At 74.7% G+C, this 19,558-nt stretch carries 18 protein-coding genes; 13 read left to right on the top strand and 5 right to left on the bottom strand.

Annotated elements, in window-relative coordinates; translation table 11 throughout:
• Positions 1 to 143: 143 nt before the first annotated feature.
• The 4 genes from ABZ261_RS01135 (at position 144) to ABZ261_RS01120 (ending at position 3,712) form a co-directional block, all read left to right on the top strand.
• Complete coding sequence (locus ABZ261_RS01135; RefSeq protein ID WP_356854468.1) at positions 144 to 1,274, top strand: ABC transporter ATP-binding protein; 1,131 nt, start codon at positions 144 to 146, stop codon at positions 1,272 to 1,274.
• Positions 1,271 to 1,924, top strand: coding sequence for an ABC transporter permease subunit (locus ABZ261_RS01130; RefSeq protein WP_356854467.1), 654 nt, complete (start codon positions 1,271 to 1,273; stop codon positions 1,922 to 1,924). Before ABZ261_RS01135 ends, ABZ261_RS01130 begins: the two co-directional genes overlap by 4 nt.
• The gene (locus ABZ261_RS01125) at positions 1,921 to 2,589 is read left to right on the top strand and encodes an ABC transporter permease (protein WP_356854466.1); all 669 of its coding nucleotides are present in this window, start codon (positions 1,921 to 1,923) and stop codon (positions 2,587 to 2,589) included. The genes ABZ261_RS01130 and ABZ261_RS01125 overlap by 4 nt, the downstream gene beginning before the upstream one ends.
• A gap of 160 nt (positions 2,590 to 2,749) precedes the next feature.
• Positions 2,750 to 3,712, top strand: a complete 963-nt coding sequence (locus ABZ261_RS01120; protein WP_356854465.1) for an ABC transporter substrate-binding protein — start codon at positions 2,750 to 2,752, stop codon at positions 3,710 to 3,712.
• 146 nt (positions 3,713 to 3,858) lie between these two features.
• Here the strand turns inward: ABZ261_RS01120 and ABZ261_RS01115 are convergent, their stop codons facing one another.
• A complete protein-coding gene (locus ABZ261_RS01115; RefSeq protein ID WP_356854464.1) occupies positions 3,859 to 4,320 on the bottom strand; it encodes a DUF6114 domain-containing protein in 462 nt (153 codons plus the stop codon).
• Between the two features lie 5 nt (positions 4,321 to 4,325).
• Complete coding sequence (locus ABZ261_RS01110; protein ID WP_356854463.1) at positions 4,326 to 5,024, bottom strand: DUF6230 family protein; 699 nt, start codon at positions 5,022 to 5,024, stop codon at positions 4,326 to 4,328.
• A gap of 642 nt (positions 5,025 to 5,666) precedes the next feature.
• On the opposite strand from ABZ261_RS01110, the gene ABZ261_RS01105 reads away from it, so the two are divergent.
• Positions 5,667 to 6,317: a Tat pathway signal sequence domain protein gene (locus tag ABZ261_RS01105; protein WP_356854462.1), complete on the top strand. Its 651-nt coding sequence runs from the start codon at positions 5,667 to 5,669 to the stop codon at positions 6,315 to 6,317.
• An 18-nt stretch (positions 6,318 to 6,335) separates the two neighbouring features.
• On the opposite strand, the gene ABZ261_RS01100 is transcribed toward ABZ261_RS01105, so the two are convergent.
• A complete protein-coding gene (locus ABZ261_RS01100; protein WP_356854461.1) occupies positions 6,336 to 7,295 on the bottom strand; it encodes a lytic polysaccharide monooxygenase in 960 nt (319 codons plus the stop codon).
• 351 nt (positions 7,296 to 7,646) lie between these two features.
• Between ABZ261_RS01100 and ABZ261_RS01095 the strand changes: the two genes are divergently transcribed.
• From ABZ261_RS01095 to ABZ261_RS01070, 6 genes are all read left to right on the top strand, one after another.
• Positions 7,647 to 8,294, top strand: a complete 648-nt coding sequence (locus ABZ261_RS01095) for a ScbR family autoregulator-binding transcription factor (RefSeq protein WP_356854460.1) — start codon at positions 7,647 to 7,649, stop codon at positions 8,292 to 8,294.
• Between the two features lie 22 nt (positions 8,295 to 8,316).
• A complete protein-coding gene (locus ABZ261_RS01090; protein WP_356854459.1) occupies positions 8,317 to 9,522 on the top strand; it encodes a damage-control phosphatase ARMT1 family protein in 1,206 nt (401 codons plus the stop codon).
• 235 nt (positions 9,523 to 9,757) lie between these two features.
• Positions 9,758 to 11,920, top strand: coding sequence for a germacradienol/geosmin synthase Cyc2 (gene cyc2, locus ABZ261_RS01085; RefSeq protein ID WP_356854458.1), 2,163 nt, complete (start codon positions 9,758 to 9,760; stop codon positions 11,918 to 11,920).
• A 145-nt stretch (positions 11,921 to 12,065) separates the two neighbouring features.
• Positions 12,066 to 12,629: a PDZ domain-containing protein gene (locus tag ABZ261_RS01080; protein ID WP_356854457.1), complete on the top strand. Its 564-nt coding sequence runs from the start codon at positions 12,066 to 12,068 to the stop codon at positions 12,627 to 12,629.
• Between the two features lie 373 nt (positions 12,630 to 13,002).
• On the top strand, positions 13,003 to 14,130 hold the full coding sequence (locus tag ABZ261_RS01075) for an aminopeptidase P family protein (protein WP_356854456.1): 1,128 nt from the start codon (positions 13,003 to 13,005) through the stop codon (positions 14,128 to 14,130).
• Positions 14,131 to 14,181: 51 nt separating this feature from the next.
• Positions 14,182 to 15,117 (top strand): aminoglycoside phosphotransferase family protein, encoded by a 936-nt coding sequence (locus tag ABZ261_RS01070; protein ID WP_356854455.1) that lies wholly within the window; start codon positions 14,182 to 14,184, stop codon positions 15,115 to 15,117.
• Positions 15,118 to 15,150: 33 nt separating this feature from the next.
• Here the strand turns inward: ABZ261_RS01070 and treZ are convergent, their stop codons facing one another.
• On the bottom strand, positions 15,151 to 16,896 hold the full coding sequence (gene treZ / locus ABZ261_RS01065; protein ID WP_356854454.1) for a malto-oligosyltrehalose trehalohydrolase: 1,746 nt from the start codon (positions 16,894 to 16,896) through the stop codon (positions 15,151 to 15,153).
• Positions 16,897 to 17,091: 195 nt separating this feature from the next.
• Here treZ and ABZ261_RS01060 point away from each other — a divergent pair, with 195 nt between their 5' ends.
• Positions 17,092 to 17,643 (top strand): DUF1707 and FHA domain-containing protein, encoded by a 552-nt coding sequence (locus ABZ261_RS01060; protein WP_356854453.1) that lies wholly within the window; start codon positions 17,092 to 17,094, stop codon positions 17,641 to 17,643.
• A gap of 106 nt (positions 17,644 to 17,749) precedes the next feature.
• Positions 17,750 to 18,160, top strand: a complete 411-nt coding sequence (locus tag ABZ261_RS01055) for an SSI family serine proteinase inhibitor (RefSeq protein WP_356854452.1) — start codon at positions 17,750 to 17,752, stop codon at positions 18,158 to 18,160.
• A gap of 40 nt (positions 18,161 to 18,200) precedes the next feature.
• Here ABZ261_RS01055 and ABZ261_RS01050 read toward each other — a convergent pair whose 3' ends face one another.
• Positions 18,201 to 19,451 (bottom strand): M14 family zinc carboxypeptidase, encoded by a 1,251-nt coding sequence (locus ABZ261_RS01050; protein ID WP_356854451.1) that lies wholly within the window; start codon positions 19,449 to 19,451, stop codon positions 18,201 to 18,203.
• Between the last annotated feature and the right edge of the window lie 107 nt (positions 19,452 to 19,558).

Genomic DNA, 19,558 nt, shown 5'->3' with positions numbered 1-19,558 from the left:
GCCGGCCGCCCCGCGGGCTTCCGCACCGCTGCCGAGCTGCGGTGACACGAGCGGTCTAGACTCGCTGCGCGGCGGCCGGCAGCGACGGGACGGTGGCCGCAAGCGGGCGGACGAGCCGCCAGACCCGAAGGGCGTTCGGCGTTTTGATACGGATAGATGCAGTCACGAAGCGGTACCCCGACGGCACGGTCGCGGTCGACCGGCTGTCGCTGGACATCCCGGACCGCGCGATCACCGTCCTCGTCGGGCCCTCGGGCTGCGGCAAGACGACCACCCTGCGGATGATCAACCGGATGGTGGAGCCGAGCGAGGGCAGCATCCTCCTCGACGGCCAGGACATCCGCCGGCAGCCGGTGAACTCGCTACGCCGGTCGATGGGGTACGTCATCCAGAACGCCGGGCTCTTCCAGCACCGCACCATCCTCGACAACATCGCCACCGTGCCCCGCCTGCTCGGCTGGAGCAGGCAGAAGGCGCGCGCCCGGGCCGCGGAGCTGATGGAGCGGGTCGGTCTGGACGCCTCGCTGGCCGGGCGCTACCCCTACCAGCTCTCCGGCGGCCAGCAGCAGCGCGTCGGCGTGGCCCGCGCGCTCGCCGCCGACCCGCCGGTGCTGCTGATGGACGAGCCGTTCTCCGCCGTCGACCCCGTCGTGCGCAAGGGACTGCAGGACGAGCTGCTGCGCATCCAGGAGGAGCTGGCCAAGACCATCGTCTTCGTCACCCACGACATCGACGAGGCGATCAAGCTGGGCACCAAGGTGGCCGTGCTGCGCACCGGCGGCCGGCTCGCCCAGTTCGCCCCGCCCGCCGAGCTGCTCAGCGCCCCCGCCGACTCCTTCGTGGAGGACTTCCTCGGCGCCGACCGGGGCATCCGCCGGCTCTCCTTCTTCCCCTCCGACGGCCTGGAGCTGCAGACCGCGCCGCTCGTCGCGGTCGACGCGGACGCCGGCAGGATCGCCGCCCGCACCACGGCCCCGTACCTCCTCGTCACGGGTGCCGACGGCCGGCCGCTCGGCTGGGCCGAGCCGGACCGGCTGACCGCCGGGCCCGTCGACCCGGAACAGCTCCTGCCGTACGGGCGGCCGTTCGTGCCCGGCGCCGACTCGCTGCGCACCGCGCTCGACGGAGCCGTGCTGTCGCCGACCGGGTGGGCGGTCGCGGTGGACGGTGAGGGACGCGCCGTCGGCGTGGTCTCCCAGCAGGTCATCGGCGAGGCGATCCGTGCCGCCCACAGCCGTGTCGCCGCGCGGGCCGACGTGGGGGCCGGGCGATGAGCGGCTTCTTCGACCTGCCGAGCGACCTCCAGCACAGCTACCTCGGACTCGTCGGGCTGCACCTGCGCGAGGCCCTGCTGCCGGTCCTGGCCGGGCTGCTCGTCTCCCTGCCCGTCGCCCAGCTGTGCGTGCGGTTCCGCTGGATGTACCCGCCGGTCCTCGGCGTCACCACCGTGCTCTACGCCATCCCGTCGCTGGCCTTCTTCGTGGTGCTCATCGACTACTTCGGGCAGAGCGAGACGACCGTGATGGTCCCGCTCGCGCTCTACAGCCTGGTGGTGCTGGTCCCGGCGATCGTCGACGGCGTCCGCTCGGTGCCCCCCGAGACCCTGGCCGCCGCCGAGGCCATGGGCTTCGGCCCCGTACGCCGGTACCTGCAGGTCCAGCTCCCCATCGCCGTGCCCGCGATCATCGCCGGTCTCCGGGTGGCGACCGTGTCGAGCATCTCACTGGTCAGCGTCGGCATGCTCATCGGCAACCAGGGCGCCCTCGGCAACATGCTGTACGACGCCCAGACCTACCACCGGCCCGCCCTGGCCGTGAACTCCGTCCTGACCATCGCGCTCCTGGGCATCCTCGCCGACGCCGCGCTGGTCCTCCTCCGCCGCCTGCTGACCCCCTGGATGCCGACGAAGGGCGCCGCCCGGTGAACGTCCTGGACTACGCGAACGCCTTCTTCACCGACAGCGCCCACTGGCACGGCTACGACGGCATCCCCACCCGGTTCGCCGAGCACATCCGCTACTGCCTGGAAGCGCTGCTGATCGCCGCCGCGATCGGGCTGCCCGTCGGCCTGCTCACCGGGCACTTCGGCCGCGGCGGCAACACGCTCGCGCTGATCGCCACCGCCGGCCGCGCGCTGCCCAGCTTCGGGCTGCTGGTGCTGATGTTCATCTGGATCGGCTTCGGCCTGCTGCCGGTGATGATCCCGCTGGTGGTGCTCGCCGTACCGCCGATCCTGGTCACCACCTACGAGGCGGTCCGCTCCGTCGACCCCTCCCCGGTGGACGCGGCCCGGGGCATGGGCATGCCCGAGGCCCGGGTGCTGCTCCAGGTGGAGGTGCCGGTCGCGCTCCCGCTGATCCTCAGCGGTCTGCGCACGGCGGCCATCCAGATCGTCTCCACCGCCACCATCGCCGCGTACGTCAGTCTCGGCGGCCTCGGCCGGTACATCATCGACGGCCTCTACCAGAAGGACTACGAGAAGGTCGTCGGCGGCGCCACCCTGGTCGCGGGCCTGGCCCTCGTGACCCTCGCCGTGTTCTGGACGGCGGCGCGGCTCGCGGTGTCACCGGGAGTGCGCCGCAGCGGCTGAGAGCCGAAGGACGAGGGAGCGGCGAGGCCCGCGCCGGGGCCCGCTCAGGGCGTCCTTCATGAAGAATGCGTGACGAACACGTGCGTGAAGCCGCAGATCCGGGCCAATCGGTGGTCTGAGGCCCTTGACTGACCGCGAATAGGCTGGATTGGATCAACGCGTGACTTCGACGACCCACATCGGCAGGCCCCTCCGGAAGAACCGAGGCGCGGCGGTGGTCGCCGCCCTCGTGGCGGCGACGGCCGCGCTGGCGGGCTGTTCCTCCGAGGACGGCAAGGACGGCAACCCCCTCACGGACGGCGGCACGGGCGGCGGCTCGGTCGTCGTCGGGTCCAACAACTTCCCCGAGAGCAACCTGCTCGCCGACATCTACGGCGAGGCCCTCAAGGCCAAGGGCGTCAAGGTCACGTACAAGCCGAACATCGGCAGCCGGGAGACCACCTACGGGCTGATCAAGAACGGCTCCGTCTCGGTGCTGCCGGAGTACAACGGCGCGCTGCTGGCCCACCTCGACCAGAAGGCCGCGCCGAAGACCCTCGCGGAGACCACGGCGGCCATCGACGCGAAGCTGGACTCCCGGCTCACCCTGCTGGACCCGGCGCCGGCGCAGGACAAGGACTCGGTGACGGTCAACGCGGCCACCGCGAAGAAGTACCACCTGACCGGGAAGTCCTCCATCGCCGATCTGAAGGGCATCGCGAAGGACCTGGTCATCGGCGCCTCGCCGGAGTTCCAGACCCGCAAGCAGGGCCTGGTGGGCCTGAAGTCCGTCTACGGCCTCCGGTTCAAGTCCTTCAAGGCGCTGGACACGTCCGGCCCGCTCACGCTGGCGGCCCTGAAGCAGAACACGGTGCAGGTCGCGGACATCTTCACCACCGACCCGAACATCTCCAAGGAGAAGTTCGTCGTCCTGCAGGACCCGGAGGGCCTCTTCGGCTTCCAGAACGTCCAGCCGCTCGTCCGCAAGGGCGCGCTGTCCAAGAAGGGCGTGGCCGCCCTCAACGCGGTCTCGGCCGAGCTCGACACCGCGACCCTGCGGGAGCTGGGCGCCCAGGTCCACACGCAGCGCAAGGACCCGCTGGACGTGGCCAGGGCCTGGCTGAAGTCCGAGGGTCTCGCCTGACGCCTCACCGGCAGGGGCGCCGCGGCGGCCCCGCGGCGCGGCGCCCGTGACGGGGCGCCGCGCGGGAACGGGGGGCGGGCCGGGTCGCCGGCCCCCGGTCCTCGCGGCCGCGGCCCGGCCCCCGGACACCGGTGGCCGGGGCCCCGTCAGGCCGTCCGCTCGGCCCGCTCCGCCCGCTCGGCCCCCGGCGCCCGCGCCGCGGCCCTGGCCCGCCTGCGGCGTTCGCGGCGGCCGACGCGGGGCTCCTGGTCCGGGAGCCAGCCGAACGTCAGGCAGGCGCCGGTGGCTCCGAGGAGGAGGCCGACGAAGAAGCCGCCCAGGTTGGAGGTGAGCCAGGTGCCGAGGGAGACCAGGATGCCGGTGACGGAGTAGAAGAGCCGCTGGGACGGGTTGAAGAGGATCAGCAGGCCCAGCAGCACCATCAGCGTCGGCAGCAGATAGCCGGCCAGGCCCTGCATGCCGATGTGCAGCACGACTTTCAGCGACGCCTTCTCGGTGAGCAGGATCTCGCCGCCGCCCAGGGCGAGCAGCAGCCCGCCCCAGAACGGCCGGCGGGCCCGCCAGTCCCGGAAGGCGAGCCGCGGCCCCGGCCGTGGACGGCCCGGCACGGCGATCAGCACCCCGAGCCGCTGAAGTGCAGCCTGAGGCCCGGGAGTTTGAACACCCCGGCCGTCGTCGCGTAGTTGGTCTGCCGCAGGTCGGCGATCCGCACGGTGTCCGCCTGCTGGCTGAAGACGCCGATCGGACCCTTGACGCCCGCCTTGGTCAGCGTGCTGGCGTCGTTGCCGATCTCGATGTCGTCGAACGACGCGTCGCCGGACAGCTCGGTGGAGTCGGTGGTGAGGTCCTTCGCGCTGACCTTCTCCTTGCCGCCGCCCGCGGTGATCACCAGGTTGGTGCCGCCGAGGTCGACGCTCTGGCACAGCTTGGTGAGCGTCGCCTGCTTGATCGCGGAGGTGACGACGAGCACCTGGCCGCCGGTGTCCCCGGCGTTCGGGCTGCCCTCCGCCATGTTGTCGAGCCCGCCGAACTGCTCGAACCCGGTGCCGTTCAGTTCCGTCGCGGTGACCGTGAACGGCATGCCGGAGATCGCGAACTGCACGCCGAGGGCTCCCTGCGCCGTGAGGACGGCGAGGCCGGCGGCGACCAGGGCGGCCGGTACCGCCATCACCGCGGCCCGGCGGGCCCGGACGCGCCCTCGTCTTCCGGCGCCCGCGGCGGACCCGGGGGCGTGCGGGGTGTCGGACGGTGAACCGCTTCCCGGGTTCTCGGGGGTGTTGCCGGTGGACGGGACGTCCGAGGACGAGGCCATGTCTGCTCCCATGGGCATGATCAATGCGGGTTGGGCTTCAGTGGCGCGGTGTCCTGGCGCGGACAGCGGCTGACGCGCACGCCTCCTCGCGGCTTCCGGCGGATGCGGCTCCCGGCGGATGCAAGGGCTTTCTCGTTACGCGGCAGTAGCCTTCGAGGAAGTTACCGCCGGTTACATTGAAGGGTCAAGGGAGATGTGGAAAAAGGGTGAGGGGTGTGCGCGGACGCCCTTCGCCTGCAGCAACTCCTCCGCCGGGCCTTGACGTCGAAGGTTGCTCAGGTCTACAACTTCCCCTGTTTCCACGGATCCGTGGCGCCGGATCCAGCAAGCGGTCTCCGACCGGACTCCCGTGGCGCCGGCCCGGTCACCCGATGGGAGCTCCACGGCGTCCTCCGCCGTGCTCCCCGGCCGCGCTTGCCCGCGGCGGCCGCCGCCGTTCCCGGCTGAGTCCTGGAAGGACGCTCCACCTCGGCACCTCGGCACCTCGGCACCTCGGCGCCGCGGCGCCCGCACGGCCGTGTCCCCTCGCCTGCCGTCTCCGGCCGCCCCGTCCGGCGGCTGCCGGCGGCCCCGGCGCACCACCCGCTCCACGCACCCCCACCTCACCTCGTCCGTCCCCCACTTCGGAAGAGAGGCACCCCCATGCGCACGCGCACCCTTCTCGCTCTCACCGGCACCGCCACCGCACTCGCCCTCACGGCGGCCGCTCCGGCCTCCGCGGCCGGCGCGGTCCTCACCACCGGCGGCCCCGGCGGCACCGCGGTCGCGGTCGGCGACACCCTCACCGCCCCCCTGGCCTCGGGCACGTCCGCCACGTTCTACTCCAGCGCGACCGGCACCAGCGGCGTGACGTGCAAGGGATCCCAGTTCACCGCCAGGGTCACCGGCAACCCCGGCGCCCCCGGCTCGGCCACCGAGTCCGTCACCGGGCACACCTTCGACAGCAGCACCTGTTCCAGCAACGTCGTAGGCGTCCTCGGCGTCAACGGCATCACCATCGACAACCTGCCCTACGCGGCGACGGTCGCCTCGGACGGCACCCTCACCGTCTCGCCCCCGAGCGGCGCCGTCGTCCAGGCCACGGTCAAGCTGCGCACCCTGCTGGGCACCGTCACCTGCGTCTACCAGGCGCCCGGCCTCACCGGGAAGGCCGACAACGCCGACAGCAGCATCACGTTCACCAACCAGCAGTTCACCAAGAGCTCCGGCTCGTCGCTGTGCTTCTCCAACGGCTACTTCACGGCCAAGTACGCGCCCGTCACCGACGCCGGCGCCCGGGTCTACGTCAACTGACGCCGGCCCTGGCGGAGTTCAGCGCCGCCGCAGCCGCAGCGCGAGGGCGGCGCCCCCGGTGAGCAGCAGCACCGCGGCGGCGCCGCCCGCGAGCAGCGGCGCCGAGGGGGCCGCCCCGCCGTGCGTGGCCTTCGCGACCGGCGTTCCCTCACCGGCCGCGGCCTCGGCCGGACGGTCGTCCCCGCGCGCCGCGGGGGCCTCGGCGGGTGCGTCGCCCCCGCGCGCCGCGTCGGCCGGGCTCTTCGCCGGCGCACTCGCCGTGCGCGCGGGCCGGGGGCGCGGTGGAGCCGGCGCGCTCGCCGCGGGTGCGCCGGCGCCGGCCGCGCCGGCGGCTTCTGCGCGCTCCGGGAAGACCACGTCGGAACACGAGTAGTACGTGTCCGGCGTGCTGCTGTTCTCCCAGACCGTGTAGAGGACCTGACGGCCCGTCCGGTCCCTCGGCAGCGTCACGCCGATGCGGTAGGCGCCCTGGCGCAGCGGCGGGTCCTTGACCTCGGCGAAGGGCCGCTCCGGCAGGTCCGACCAGGTCAGCGGCTTTGCCGGGTCGTAGCCGGGCCTGGTCAGGTACAGCCGGAACGTGCCCGTGTGCGCGATGGTCGACGCGTAGGTCAGGGTGATCCGGCCGCCCGGCGCCAGCCGCGTCGCCGGCCAGTCCCGCCGGGCCAGGTCCAGGCCGCGGTAGGCCGGCAGGCCGCCGCTGCACAGTCTGCCGTCCGGAACCACCTGCCGGTCACGGCCGCCCACCCCCGCCACCCGCAGGTTGTCCCACGCGGTGAACGGAGCGCCGTTCGCCGCGATCGCGGCACGGCAGGCCGCAGAGCGGACCGCGCCGCCCTCGGGGGAGCAGGCGTACACCCGGCTGACCGGGTCCGTGGGGGCGCCGTGCGCCCGGGCGGGCGCCGCCGCCCAGGGCAGCAGCAGGAGCGGCGCCGCGGCGGCGGCCACCGTGACGCTCAGGCGGACGGTCGTCCGGGTCATCCGGGACTCCTCGGCGGGCGCGTTGAAGGGGTCGGCTGCCTTCAGTACGGCGCCGGCGCCCCTCGCGTTCAGCCGGCACCGCGCAGCGCCGCGGGGGCGCAGAAGCGCCGGCCGGGCCCGCTGGGGTGCGCCTGCTCCGGCATCCCGTTGAGGAGCCGGCCGTACGCCTCGTATCGTGATGATCATGGGGCGCGGCCACCGCCGCCCGTGCCCTGCCGGCCGTCGGGGACGACGTGCGTCCCGGCCGGTCCGGTGCCCCCGACTTCCGCTGCCACTCGGTGAGTTATCGTATGCAACGGGTCAAAACAAACCGCATGTCCTGTTCGTCCGCAGTGCGAGAGGGGTCCCACGATGGCGAGGCAGTTACGCGCCGAGCAGACCCGGGCAACGATCATCACCGCCGCCGCCGACCTGTTCGACCGGCAGGGCTACGAGTCCACCAGCCTGAGCGACATCGTCGCACACGCGAAGGTCACCAAGGGCGCCCTGTACTTCCACTTCGCCGCCAAGGAGGACCTGGCCCACGCCATCCTCGAACTCCAGGCCAGGGCCGCACGGCAGCTCGTCACCGACGTCGAGCGCCGCGGCTGCTCCTCGCTGGAGGCCCTGATGCGCACCACGTTCGGGATCGCCCGCCTCGCCGTGGAGGACCCGGTGCCGCGCGCCGGACTGCGCCTGGCCACCGCGGACATCGCCGTGCGGCCGCCGCTGCGGCACCCGTTCACCGAGTGGCTGGAGTTCGCCACCCGCAAGTTCACCGCGGCCGTCAGGGAGGCCGACGTCCACGGCGACCTCGACGTCGGCGTCGTCGCCCACTCCCTCGTCTGCTTCTTCGTCGGCACCCGGGTCGCCGGCCGCTCGCTCGAACCCGTCGGACGGCTGCCCCGCCGGGTCGCCGAGATGTGGCACCTGATGATCCGGGGCCTCGTCCCCGTGCACCGCCGCCCCCGCTACGTCACCCTCGCCACGCAGCTCGAGCGGGAGATCCGGGCCGCCTGACGCGCGGGGTACGGTGACGGGCATGCCCGACACCCCCTTCGCACCCGTGATCCTCGGCAACGAGCCCGGCTCGTTCCCGCACGCCGTGCTGGCCGAGCGGCACCCCGCGATCGTCCGGCAGGTGCGGGACGCCTTCCCGTACGGACCCGGGCAGCACAGGGCACTGGACGAGCTGCTGGCGAGCTGCGCCGAGGGGACCGTCGAGCCACTGCCGGCCGACGCCCCGGACCTGGAGCGGTGGCGGACCTGGGGCCTGCCCGGCCACGTGGGGCGGTCCTGGTACGACGTCCCGTGGCTGTGGTCCGAGAGCTACTTCTACCGCCGGCTGCTCGACGCGGTGGGCTACTTCCGCCCGGGCGCCTTCCAGGGCATCGACCCCTTCCGCCCCTTCAAGCGCGCCGAACTGGACGACCCCGCGACCGACGAGGAGCTGGCCGCCCTGGACGGGCTGCGGGACCTGCCGGAGCGGGAACGGGCGCGCGCCCTGCTGCACGGCTCCCTGTGGGGCAACCGCGCCGACCTCGGCTTCCGGCTCTCCGCCGCGGGAGCCGAGGCACGCGAACCGGCCCCCGCGCTGGTCGCCGACGACAGCGAGGCCCTGTGGTCGCTGCTGCCGCACGCCGGCGCCGGCACGCTGGTGCTGGTCGCGGACAACGCGGGCCGCGAACTCGTGCCCGATCTGCTGCTGATCGCCCACCTCCTCGCCGAGGGCCGGGCCGCGCGGGCGGTCCTGCACGTCAAGCCCCACCCGTACTACGTCTCCGACGCCACCTCCGCCGACGTGGTCGACGCCCTGCGGCGGCTGCGCGCGGCCCCGGGCGCCGCGGGCGGGCACGGGCGCCTGCTGTGGACCGCGATGGCCGACGGCCGCCTCACCGTCCGCGCCCACCCCTTCTCCTGCGCTCCGCTGCCCTACAGCGAGATGCCGGACGACCTGCGCGCCGAGTTCGCGGCGGCCACGCTGACCGTCGTCAAGGGCGACCTCAACTACCGCCGCCTGGTGGGTGACCGGCACTGGCCGCCCACCACGCCCTTCCGGGAGGCGACCGCGTACTTCCCCGGCCCGGTCGCCGCGCTGCGCACCCTCAAGTCCGACGTGGTCACCGGCCTGACCGCCGCCGCCGAGGCCGCGCTGACGGCGGCCGAGGGGCAGCGCTGGCGCACCGGCGGGACCCACGCGCTCGTCCAGGTCGACCCGTCCCCGTCGGGCCGGGTGCGGAGGCAGTGACGTCGGGCCGTCGCCGAAGCCCGGCACCTGCCGCCGGGCCGGACCGGCGGGCCCGGTCCGTGGGGCAGCACGGAGGGGGTCACGCGCCTGCGGCGGCCCCCGCGCACCGGCCCGGCGAGGACACCGGCACCGGGCCGCACCGCTGAAGTTCCGCATTCCGGTGGCAGTTCACGCGATGGTGTGATCATGTGCCGCGCCGCGGATGGCGTTCCGGGGGCGCGGGTAGGGCCCGGCCATGACGCAGCCGTTCGAACTCCCGCACTTCTACATGCCGTATCCCGCGCGGCTCAATCCGCATCTGGAGGAGGCCCGCGCCCACTCGACCCGGTGGGCGCGCGAGATGGGCATGCTGGAAGGCTCCGGGATCTGGGAGCAGGCCGACCTGGAGGCGCACGACTACGGGCTCCTGTGCGCCTACACCCACCCCGACTGCGACGGACCGGCGCTCTCGCTGATCACCGACTGGTACGTGTGGGTGTTCTTCTTCGACGACCACTTCCTCGACATGTTCAAGCGCACCCAGGACCGCGCCGCCGGCAAGGCCCACCTGGACCGCCTGCCGCTGTTCATGCCGCTCGACCCCGCCACACCCGTCCCCGAGCCGCGCAACCCGGTCGAGGCGGGCCTGAAGGACCTGTGGGCGCGGACCGTGCCGTCGATGTCCGCCGACTGGCGCCGGCGCTTCTCCGTCGCGACCGAGCACCTGCTCAACGAGTCGATGTGGGAGCTGTCCAACATCAACGAGGGGCGGATCGCCAACCCCGTCGAGTACATCGAGATGCGCCGCAAGGTCGGCGGCGCGCCCTGGTCGGCCGGCCTGGTGGAGTACGCGACCGCCGAGGTCCCCGCCGCCGTCGCCGGCACCCGCCCGCTGCGCGTCCTCATGGAGACGTTCTCCGACGCCGTCCACCTGCGCAACGACCTGTTCTCCTACCAGCGCGAGGTCGAGGACGAGGGCGAGAACAGCAACGGCGTGCTGGTCCTGGAGACGTTCTTCGGCTGCTCCACCCAGCAGGCCGCCGACACCGTCAACGACATCCTCACCTCTCGGCTGCACCAGTTCGAGCACACCGCGCTCACCGAAGTCCCCGCCGTCGCCCTGGAGAAGGGGCTCACCCCCGCCGAGACGGCCGCGGTCGCCGCCTACACCAAGGGACTCCAGGACTGGCAGTCCGGCGGCCACGAATGGCACCTGCGCTCCAGCCGCTACATGAACGGGGGAGCCCGCGCCGACTCGCCGTGGCGGGCGCCGAGCGGCCCCGGCGCCTCGGCCGCCGACGTCGGCGCGCTGCTCGCCTCCGCCGCCCAGGAACGCCTGCGCGCCTACGCGCACGTGCCCGGCCAGAAGGTCGGCCCCTCCCGGATCCCCGACCTGTACATGCCCTTCGAGGTGCGGCTCAGCCCCCACCTGGACGGGGCCCGCGGCCGCCTCGCCGACTGGTGCCACGCGATGGGCATCCTGCGGGAGGGGGTCTGGGACGAGGACAAGCTCGCCGCGTACGACCTCGCGCTGTGCTCCGCCGGCCTGGACCCGGACGCCACCCCGGAGGCCCTCGACCTCAGCGCCGGATGGCTCGCCTTCGGGACCTACGGCGACGACTACTACCCGCTGGTCCACGGCCACCGCCGGGACCTCGCCGCCGCCCGGCTCACCACCGCCCGGCTCTCCCGGTGCATGCCCGTGCAGGGCGAACCGGCCCTGGTCCCCGGCAACGCCATGGAACGGGCGCTGACCGACCTGTGGACCCGTACGACGGCCGGCATGACCGCCGGCCAGCGGCGCACCCTGAGGGCCGCCGTGGACAAGATGACCGAGAGCTGGGTGTGGGAGGTCTCCAACCAGTTGCAGAACCGCGTGCCCGACCCGGTCGACTACCTGGAGATGCGCCGCTCCACCTTCGGCTCGGACCTCACCCTGAGCCTGTGCCGGATGGGACACGGCCCCGCGATCCCCGCCGAGGTGTACGCCAGCGGTCCGGTGCGCTCCCTGGAGAACGCGGCCGTCGACTACGCCTGCCTCCTCAACGACGTCTTCTCGTACCAGAAGGAGATCGAGTTCGAGGGGGAGATGCACAACGCCGTCCTGGTCGTGCAGAACTTCTTCGGCGTGGACTATCCGGCCGCGCTCGGCGTCGTCCACGACCTGATGACCCAGCGGATGCAGCAGTTCGAACACGTCGTCGCCCGGGAGCTGCCCGTGCTGTACGAGGACTTCGCCCTGTCGGAGGAGGCGCGGGCCGCCATGGCCGGCTATGTGCTCGACCTGCAGAACTGGCTGGCCGGCATCCTGCACTGGCACCGCGAAGTCGACCGCTACAAGGCCGAGTGGCTGGGCCGCCGCGCCCACCGGTTCCTGCCCGACCGCCCGCCCGCTCTGCCCGCCCTCTCGCTGGGCTGACGGGCCGCGGCGGCCGGACCGGCGCCGGCCCGCGGCCCGTGACCGCCCTCCGCCGCCTTCCACCGCCCTCCGGGCATTCTCACTCTTTCGTGGCTCGTCACGGCCGGGCCCTCCGGGTAGATCACCAGCCGGAGGCGAGCGAACCATGGAACAGACTGCGTTGCGTCCCAGGCCCCTGCCCGGCCGGGGCGGGCGGGGGGAGGGCGCCCCCGGCGGCGACCGCCAGCCGCACACCGCGCTCCGGCGCGGACGGCGGTGGCGGACGCCGGCGGCGGGCCTGTGCGCCGGCATCGTGCTGGTGCTCTGCGGCGTCGGCCTCGGCACGGTCGGGTCGACGGCGATCGGCGGAAGCGGGCTCGCCGAACAGCGAGGCCGGCCCCCGTCCCCCGTCCCCTCGGCCCCGGCGGCTCCCGCGGTCGCCGCGAGCCCTGCCGCCGCCCCGCCCGGTGCGGTGCTCGGCGTGGAGGCCGTGGACGCGGAGGGGGCGGGCGCGCTGGTGGTGGGCGTGCACGTGCCGGGGCCGGGCTACGCGGCGGGTCTGGTCCGCGGGGACGTCGTGCTGCGCTTCGGCACGGCCCGGGTCGGCACCGCCGCCGGCCTCGCCCGGGCGGTGCGGCGGGCCCGCCCCGGCAGGACGGTCGTCCTCACCGTGCGCCACGGCAACGGCGGCTACCAGCAACTGCCGGTCCTGCCCGCGGTGACGGCCTGACCCGCCCCGGGGGAGCGGGACGGGGGCCGGGGGCGGGGGGAGCCGTGCGGTAGGAGGCAGGACACCGGGCGACCGGAGCCGCGTGGCGGGGCGCCCCGGACGCCGGGCGGACCGGGCCGGGGCCTCTCCCCGGTGCCGGGGGCCACGCGTGCCCGGCCTGCGCGGCGGGCCCCCGGGCCGGCTCGGGCCCACCGGCGGCATCCGCTGGTCAGCAGGCGTTCCCCGCGCCATCATGGGCGCCATGCCGAGCGCCCTCGCCGCGCCTGCCGGGACGCCGGTCCCGGTGACCGGCCCGCGTGGGCGCGTCCCGTACGGGGAGGGTGGCGCCCGAGACGCCGCCGCCCCGTTCCCCGACCCGCGCCCGGAGGCCCGGATGACCGGTACCACCCCCGCACCCTTCACCGCCGCCGACTACCGGGCCCGCATGGAGCGTGCCGTGCGCTCCGCCGCCGACGCCGGCCTCGCGGGGCTGCTGGTGGCCCCCGGTCCGGACCTGGTGTGGCTCACCGGCTACACCCCCACCGCGGTCACCGAACGGCTCACCCTGCTGGTCCTCGCCCCCGGCCGGGACCCCGTGCTCGTCGTGCCGACCCTGGAGGCCCGGGACGCCGAGCGGGCGGCCGGCTCCGCCGCGCTGACCCTGCGCGACTGGACCGACGGCAAGGACCCCTACGCCGTCACCGCCGCCCTCCTCGACCACCGCGGCCGGTTCGGCATCAGCGACAACACCTGGGCCATGCACCTGCTGGGCCTGCAACGCGCCCTCCCCGGCACCTCCTACGCGGCGCTCACCGACGCCCTGCCCATGCTGCGCGCCGTCAAGGACCCGGCCGAGCTGCGACTCCTGGCGGCCGCCGCGGCGGCCGCCGACGCGGCGTTCGAGGAGATCCGCAAGGCGCCCTTCGCCGGCCGCCGGGAGTCCGACGTCGGCCGGGACCTCGCCGGGCTGCTGCGCCGCTTCGGCCACTCCCGCGTCGACTTCACCATCGTCGGCTCCGGCCCCAACGGCGCCGATCCGCACCACGAGGTGGGCGACCGCGTCATCCGGCCCGGCGACATGGTCGTCCTCGACTTCGGCGGCCTGAAGGACGGCTACGGCTCCGACACCACTCGCACGGTCCACGTGGGCGAGCCGACCGAGGAGGAGCGCCGTGTCCACGACGTCGTGCGCGCCGCCCAGGAGGCCGGCTTCCGGGCCGTGCGCCCGGGCGCGGCCTGCCAGGACGTGGACCGCGCCGCCCGCGCGGTGATCAGGGACGCCGGGTACGGGGAGTACTTCGTCCACCGCACCGGGCACGGCATCGGCGTCACCACGCACGAGCCGCCGTACATGATCGAGGGCGAGGAGCAGCCCCTCGTGCCCGGCATGTGCTTCTCCGTGGAGCCCGGCGTCTACCTGCCCGGCCGCTTCGGGGTGCGCATCGAGGACATCGTCACCGTCACCGGTGACGGCGGCCGCCGCCTCAACGACACCACCCGTGAGATGGTCGTAGTGGACTGAGAGACCCAGGAGAACAGCTTCGACGAGACCCGGAACGGCGACGCGCGACCCATGACCCAGGCACCGACACCCACCGCGGACACCGTCCACCGGCTGGTCCGCTCGCTGCTCGCGGAGGGCGGCGGCGGCACCGGGGGACCCGACGTGCGGCCCGTGACGGACGACCGCGAGCACACCTGGTGGGTCGGCGGCCGCCATGTGCTGCGCCTCGCCCCCGACCGCGACGCCTCCGTCCGCCGCCGCCGGGAACTGCGCCTGCGCGACCTGGTCCGCCCCCAGGTGCCCGTCGCCGTCCCGGTCAGCGTCGCGCACGGCGACTGGGCGCCCGGCCTCGCCTACACCCTCGACACCAGGGTGCCCGGCGGCACGGCCGACGAGCACGACGTGTCCGCCGCGGGCGAGGCCGACCTCGCCGGGCTGCTCGGCGGGCTGCGCGCGGTGCCCGCCCGGCAGGCGGAGGCACTCGGCGTGCCGCGGACCGCCCCGCGCTCGCTGGAGGCGCTGCGCCGGATGGCCGTGCACGCCGCCGCGCGGCTCGCCGCCGCCGACGAGTTCGACGCCGCGCGGATGCGGCAGCTCACCCCGTCCGGCGCGGCCCGGCTCGCCGCGCAGCCCGGCACCGCCGTGCTCACCCACCACGGGCTGACCGGCGCGCACGTGGTGGTCAGCGCCGACGGCCGGGTGCGCGGCGTCCTGGACTGGACCGCGGCCGCCGTCGGGGACCCGGCGGAGGACATCGCCGGGCTCGCCGTCGCCGTCGGCTCCCCGGCGGCCGTCCGCGCCGCCACCCTCGCCGGCTACGGCGCCCGCCCCTGCCTGCGCGGACTGTGGCTCGCCCGCTGCGACACGGTCGTCCGTCTCACCGGCCGCCTGGAGGGCCGCACGGGCGGCTCCCCAACCCTGCTGCGGGCCCAGCTGGCCCGTGCCTGGGAGCCGATCCTGCTGGAGCGGGTGACGGACCTCAAGGAGGACGCCGCGGAGCCCTGACGGGCCCGCGGCGCGCCGTCCCGGACGACACCCCTAGGGCTGCGTGAGCACCACGCACGACTCCCCGGGCACCTGGAGCAGCCCGTCCGGGCCCGGCGCCTGAACCGGGTCCCAGGCCGCGAGGACCTCCAGCCGGCCGGTGCCCAGCGGGATCGCCGCCGCCTCCTCGCCGAGGTTCACCGCCACCCGCACGTCCCCGCGCCGGAAGGCCAGCCAGCGGGCCTCCTCGTCGTACGCCACCTTCGTGTCGGCGAGATCGGGGTCCGTGAGGTCGGGCAGCGCGTGGCGCAGCGCGATCAGCTGCCGGTACCAGGCCAGCACGCGCGCGTGGGGGTCGCGTTCCGGCTCCGACCAGTCCAGGCAGGACCGCTCCCGGGTCGCCGGGTCCTGCGGGTCCGGTACGTCGTCCTCCGCCCAGCCGTGCTCGGCGAACTCCCGCCGCCTGCCCCGCCGTACCGCCTCGGCCAGCTCCGGGTCGGTGTGGTCGGTGAAGAACTGCCAGGGCGTGCCCGCCGCCCACTCCTCGCCCATGAACAGCATCGGCGTGAACGGCGCGGTGAGCGTGAGCGTGGCCGCGCAGGCCAGCAGGCCGGGGGAGAGCTGGGCGGAGAGCCGGTCGCCCTGGGCGCGGTTGCCGACCTGGTCGTGGGTCTGGCTGTAGCCCAGCAGCCGGTGCCCGGCGACGCGCGCGCGGTCCAGCGGGCGGCCGTGGCGGCGGCCCCGGAAGCTGGAGTACGTGCCGTCGTGGAAGTAGCCGCCGGTGAGCGTCTTGGCGAGCGCGGCGAACGGATCGCGCGCGAAGTCGGCGTAGTAGCCCTGGGACTCACCGGTCAGCGCGGTGTGCAGGGCGTGATGGAAGTCGTCGTTCCACTGCGCGTGCAGTCCGAGGCCGTTCTCCGCGCGCGAGACGATGAACCGCGGGTTGTTCATGTCGGACTCGGCGATCAGGAACAGCGGCCGGCGCACCTCCTCGGCGAGCGCGTCCACGGCCGTCGACAGCTCCTCCAGGAAGTGGCAGGCGCGCGTGTCGTACAGGGCGTGCACCGCGTCCAGCCGCAGCCCGTCGATCCGGTAGTCCCGCAGCCACGCCAGCGCGCTGCCCAGCAGGAACGCGCGCACCTCGTCCGAGCCGGGCGCGTCCAGGTTCACGGCCGAGCCCCACGGCGTGGTGTGCGTGTCCGTGAAGTACGGCCCGAACGCCGGCAGGTGATTGCCGGACGGGCCCAGGTGGTTGTGCACGACGTCCAGCACGACGCCCAGGCCCAGCTCGTGCGCCCGGTCGACGAACCGCTTCAGCGCCTCGGGGCCGCCGTACGGCTCGTGCACCGCCCACAGCGACACCCCCTCGTACCCCCAGCCGTGCCGCCCCGGGAACGGGCACAGCGGCATCAGCTCGACGTGCGTCACGCCCAGGTCCACCAGGTGCTCCAGCCGGCCGGCGGCGGCGTCCAGGGTGCCCTCGCGGGTGTACGTGCCCACGTGCAGCTCGTACAGCACCGCGCCGGGCAGCCCGCGCCCCGCCCACTGCGCACGCCACGCGTACCGCCCGTGGTCCACGACCGCGCTCGGCCCGTCCGGCCCGTCCGGCTGCCGGCGCGAACGCGGGTCCGGCAGCACCGGGCCGTCGTCCAGGGCGAAGCCGTACCGGGTGCCGTCCCGCGCCTCCGCCTCGCCCGTCCACCAGCCCTCCCGCCCGGGGTCGCGCGCCAACGCGTGTGTGCCGCCCCCGCAATGGAGCGTCACTCGGCCTGCCTGCGGTGCCCACACCTCGAACTGCACGGACGGCTCCCCTTCGTCTGCTCACTGTGACGGCGCGTCTGCTCACCGTGATCCCGCGACTCCATCGTGCCGGTCCACGCGATCGATCCGCTCCGGAATCCACGCTTTCCCGGCAGGTGTCGTGGAAGTCCCCGCCACCGGCGCCGAGTCCGCGACTCCTGGACACGCGCCGGCCGCTGACCGACAATCACCTGCGTGACGTCGTCCTCCGAGTTCTCCACCTACCCGGCGCGGCTGTCCGACGCCGAGCGCGACAAGGCGCTGCAGGTACTGCGCGACGGCGCCGCCATGGGCCGCCTCTCGCACGACACGTTCGTGCGCCGCATGGAACTGGCGCTCGCGGCCCGCCGGTCGGACGAACTCGCCGTCCTCATCGCCGACCTGCCCCGGGAGAACCGTTTCGCCCGCGCGGTCCTCGGCACCGTCGGCGCCGTCTCCGGGTTCACGGTGCGGCTGCGCCGCGCCTGGCAGGCCGAGCGGCTGCCCAAGCTGCTGCTGCCGCACCCGACGCACACCCACCCGCTGCGCATCGGCCGCGACCCCGCGAACGGGCTGCGCCTCAACCACGAGACCGTCTCCCGCCTGCACGCCGAACTGCGGCGCCAGGGCGGGCTGTGGGTCCTCAGGGACCTGGGCTCCACCAACGGCACCACCGTCAACGGCCGCCGGGTGACCGGGGCGGTCGTCGTCCGCGAGGGCGACCAGGTCGCCTTCGGCCGGGCGGCGTTCCGGCTCGCCGCCAGCTGACCCCCTGGCCGGTACCGTTCGAACGGGCGCCCCGCTCACGCGTGCGTGCCTCCCGATCGGGTGAGCCGGACTGTGGAAGGCGCGCGGACATGCCGATGCAACGGGCATGACCTACTTCACCAGAGCGACCACCGCGGCCGGTGTCCTGCTGGCCGCCGCCGGCCTCCTCGCCGCCGGCCCGGCCCACGCGGTCTCCCGCGACGTCCCGGGCAACTGGCTCTACCTGACGGTCACCAAGGGTGACGCCCGGTCCAACGACACCCATGCCGCCCTGCTGATGTGCGACCCGCCGCGCGGACACGCGCGCGCGGCCGAGGCGTGCGCCGACCTGTCCGCCACCGACGGCGACGTCGGCCGGATCCCCCCCAAGGACGTCGTCTGCCCGATGATCTACTCGCCCGTGACCGTGCACGCGCGCGGCCAGTGGAACAAGCGCACGGTCGACTTCCAGGAGACCTACGCCAGCCCGTGCGTCATGAAGGCGCGGACGGGTTCCGTCTTCGCCCTGGACGACTGACCGGCGGCCCGGGAGCGGGCGGGCGGGGGCCGGCACCGGCTCACGCCGCCCGCTCCCGGGCCTGCCGCGCCGCCGCCAGCACCGTCCGGGACTGGTGCTCCGCCTGGTGCTCCACCGGCACCCAGCGGGCCCGGAAACGCTTCGCGAAGGCGTCGCACCAGTCGGCGACGAGCCGCTCCAGCCGCGGCGCCGCCCGGTCGTCCGCCGCACGGAGCACCCGCAGCAGCATCGCCGCGGCCCGCAGCGGCAGCCGCCGCCCGAAGGCGTCCACACTGCCGACGTACGCGATCGTCGTGCCGGCCGGCGGGGTGCGGACCCAGTCCTCGGCCAGACCCGGGATCAGCTCCAGCGCCCACAGCGCCGCCCGCAGCAGCGGCCCGTCCCCGCCGTCCAGCCGGGGCAGCGCCTCGGCGAGGATCCGCTCGACCTCCTGCGCGTCCCGCAGCAGCCGCGCGGCCAGGCGCCGCAGGGCCGCCGCGGGCGCCGGGTGCGGGGCCGGGTCGTCCACCAGGTCGCCGGCCCACATCGGCACCTCCACGACGGCCGTCAGACCGCCGTACCGGTGCGCGTGGTACCACGTGCTGTGCCGGGCGTCGTCCGGCATGCTCGGGTAGGGCGCGCCCGTCTCCGGCCCGGGCATCACATGCACCCCCGGACCCGCGGCGGGCCAGCCCGCCGCGTCCGAGGCCCCCGTCTCCACCGGTATGCGCAGCCTCGCCGCCGACTCGGCGAACGGCCCGGCGAGGCCCGGCACGTCCTTCGTCAGCTGCACCCAGCTGCCGCCGAGGTCGGTGCCGTGCAGCGACACCTGGAGGTACGGGCGCAGTTCGTCGATCACCCCGGTCAGCGTGCGCGTCTCCGGCGGGAGCCGGTCCGGCGGCAGCACCGACGGCGACCACTCCGGCTGCTCCGCGCCCGTCGGCCGGTAGAAGCCGAGGTGGTAGTCGAGCAGGCTGCGCGGCGCGGGCGTCACGTGCAGGCTCGCCCCGTCCGGGTCCGCGCACAGCAGGAAGTGCCACGAGGTGCCCGCCCGCAACTCCCGCTCGGCCAGCACCCGCTCCGCCAGCACCTGCAGCGTCGAGCCGCCCGCCGGCTCGTTGGCGTGGGCGCCGGCCACCACCAGCACCGCCCGGCGGGCGTGTCCCACCGACAGCAGGTGCAGGGGTCTTCCCGCGCGGGAGACGCCCACCTCGCGCAGCGCGCACAGCCCCGGTTCCCGGGCGGCCAGCGCCTGCGCGGTGGCGACCAGTTCGGGAACGCTGGGGTAGCGCAGCTCCGGCACTGGACTCACCCCCGTCGTGTCCGCCCGGCTCGCCCTCCCAGTCCCGCACGCGGCGGGTGAAGTGTCAAGCGTGCGGCGGACGGTGCGCGGGGCGCCCGGACGCGGTCCGCGGCGGC

The sequence above is a fragment of the Streptomyces sp. NPDC006193 genome, from assembly GCF_040613915.1.
In the GTDB taxonomy this organism is placed as follows: domain Bacteria; phylum Actinomycetota; class Actinomycetes; order Streptomycetales; family Streptomycetaceae; genus Streptomyces.
Note: the sequence above shows the minus strand (reverse complement) of the source record. Positions and strands in the feature narration are given on the sequence as shown.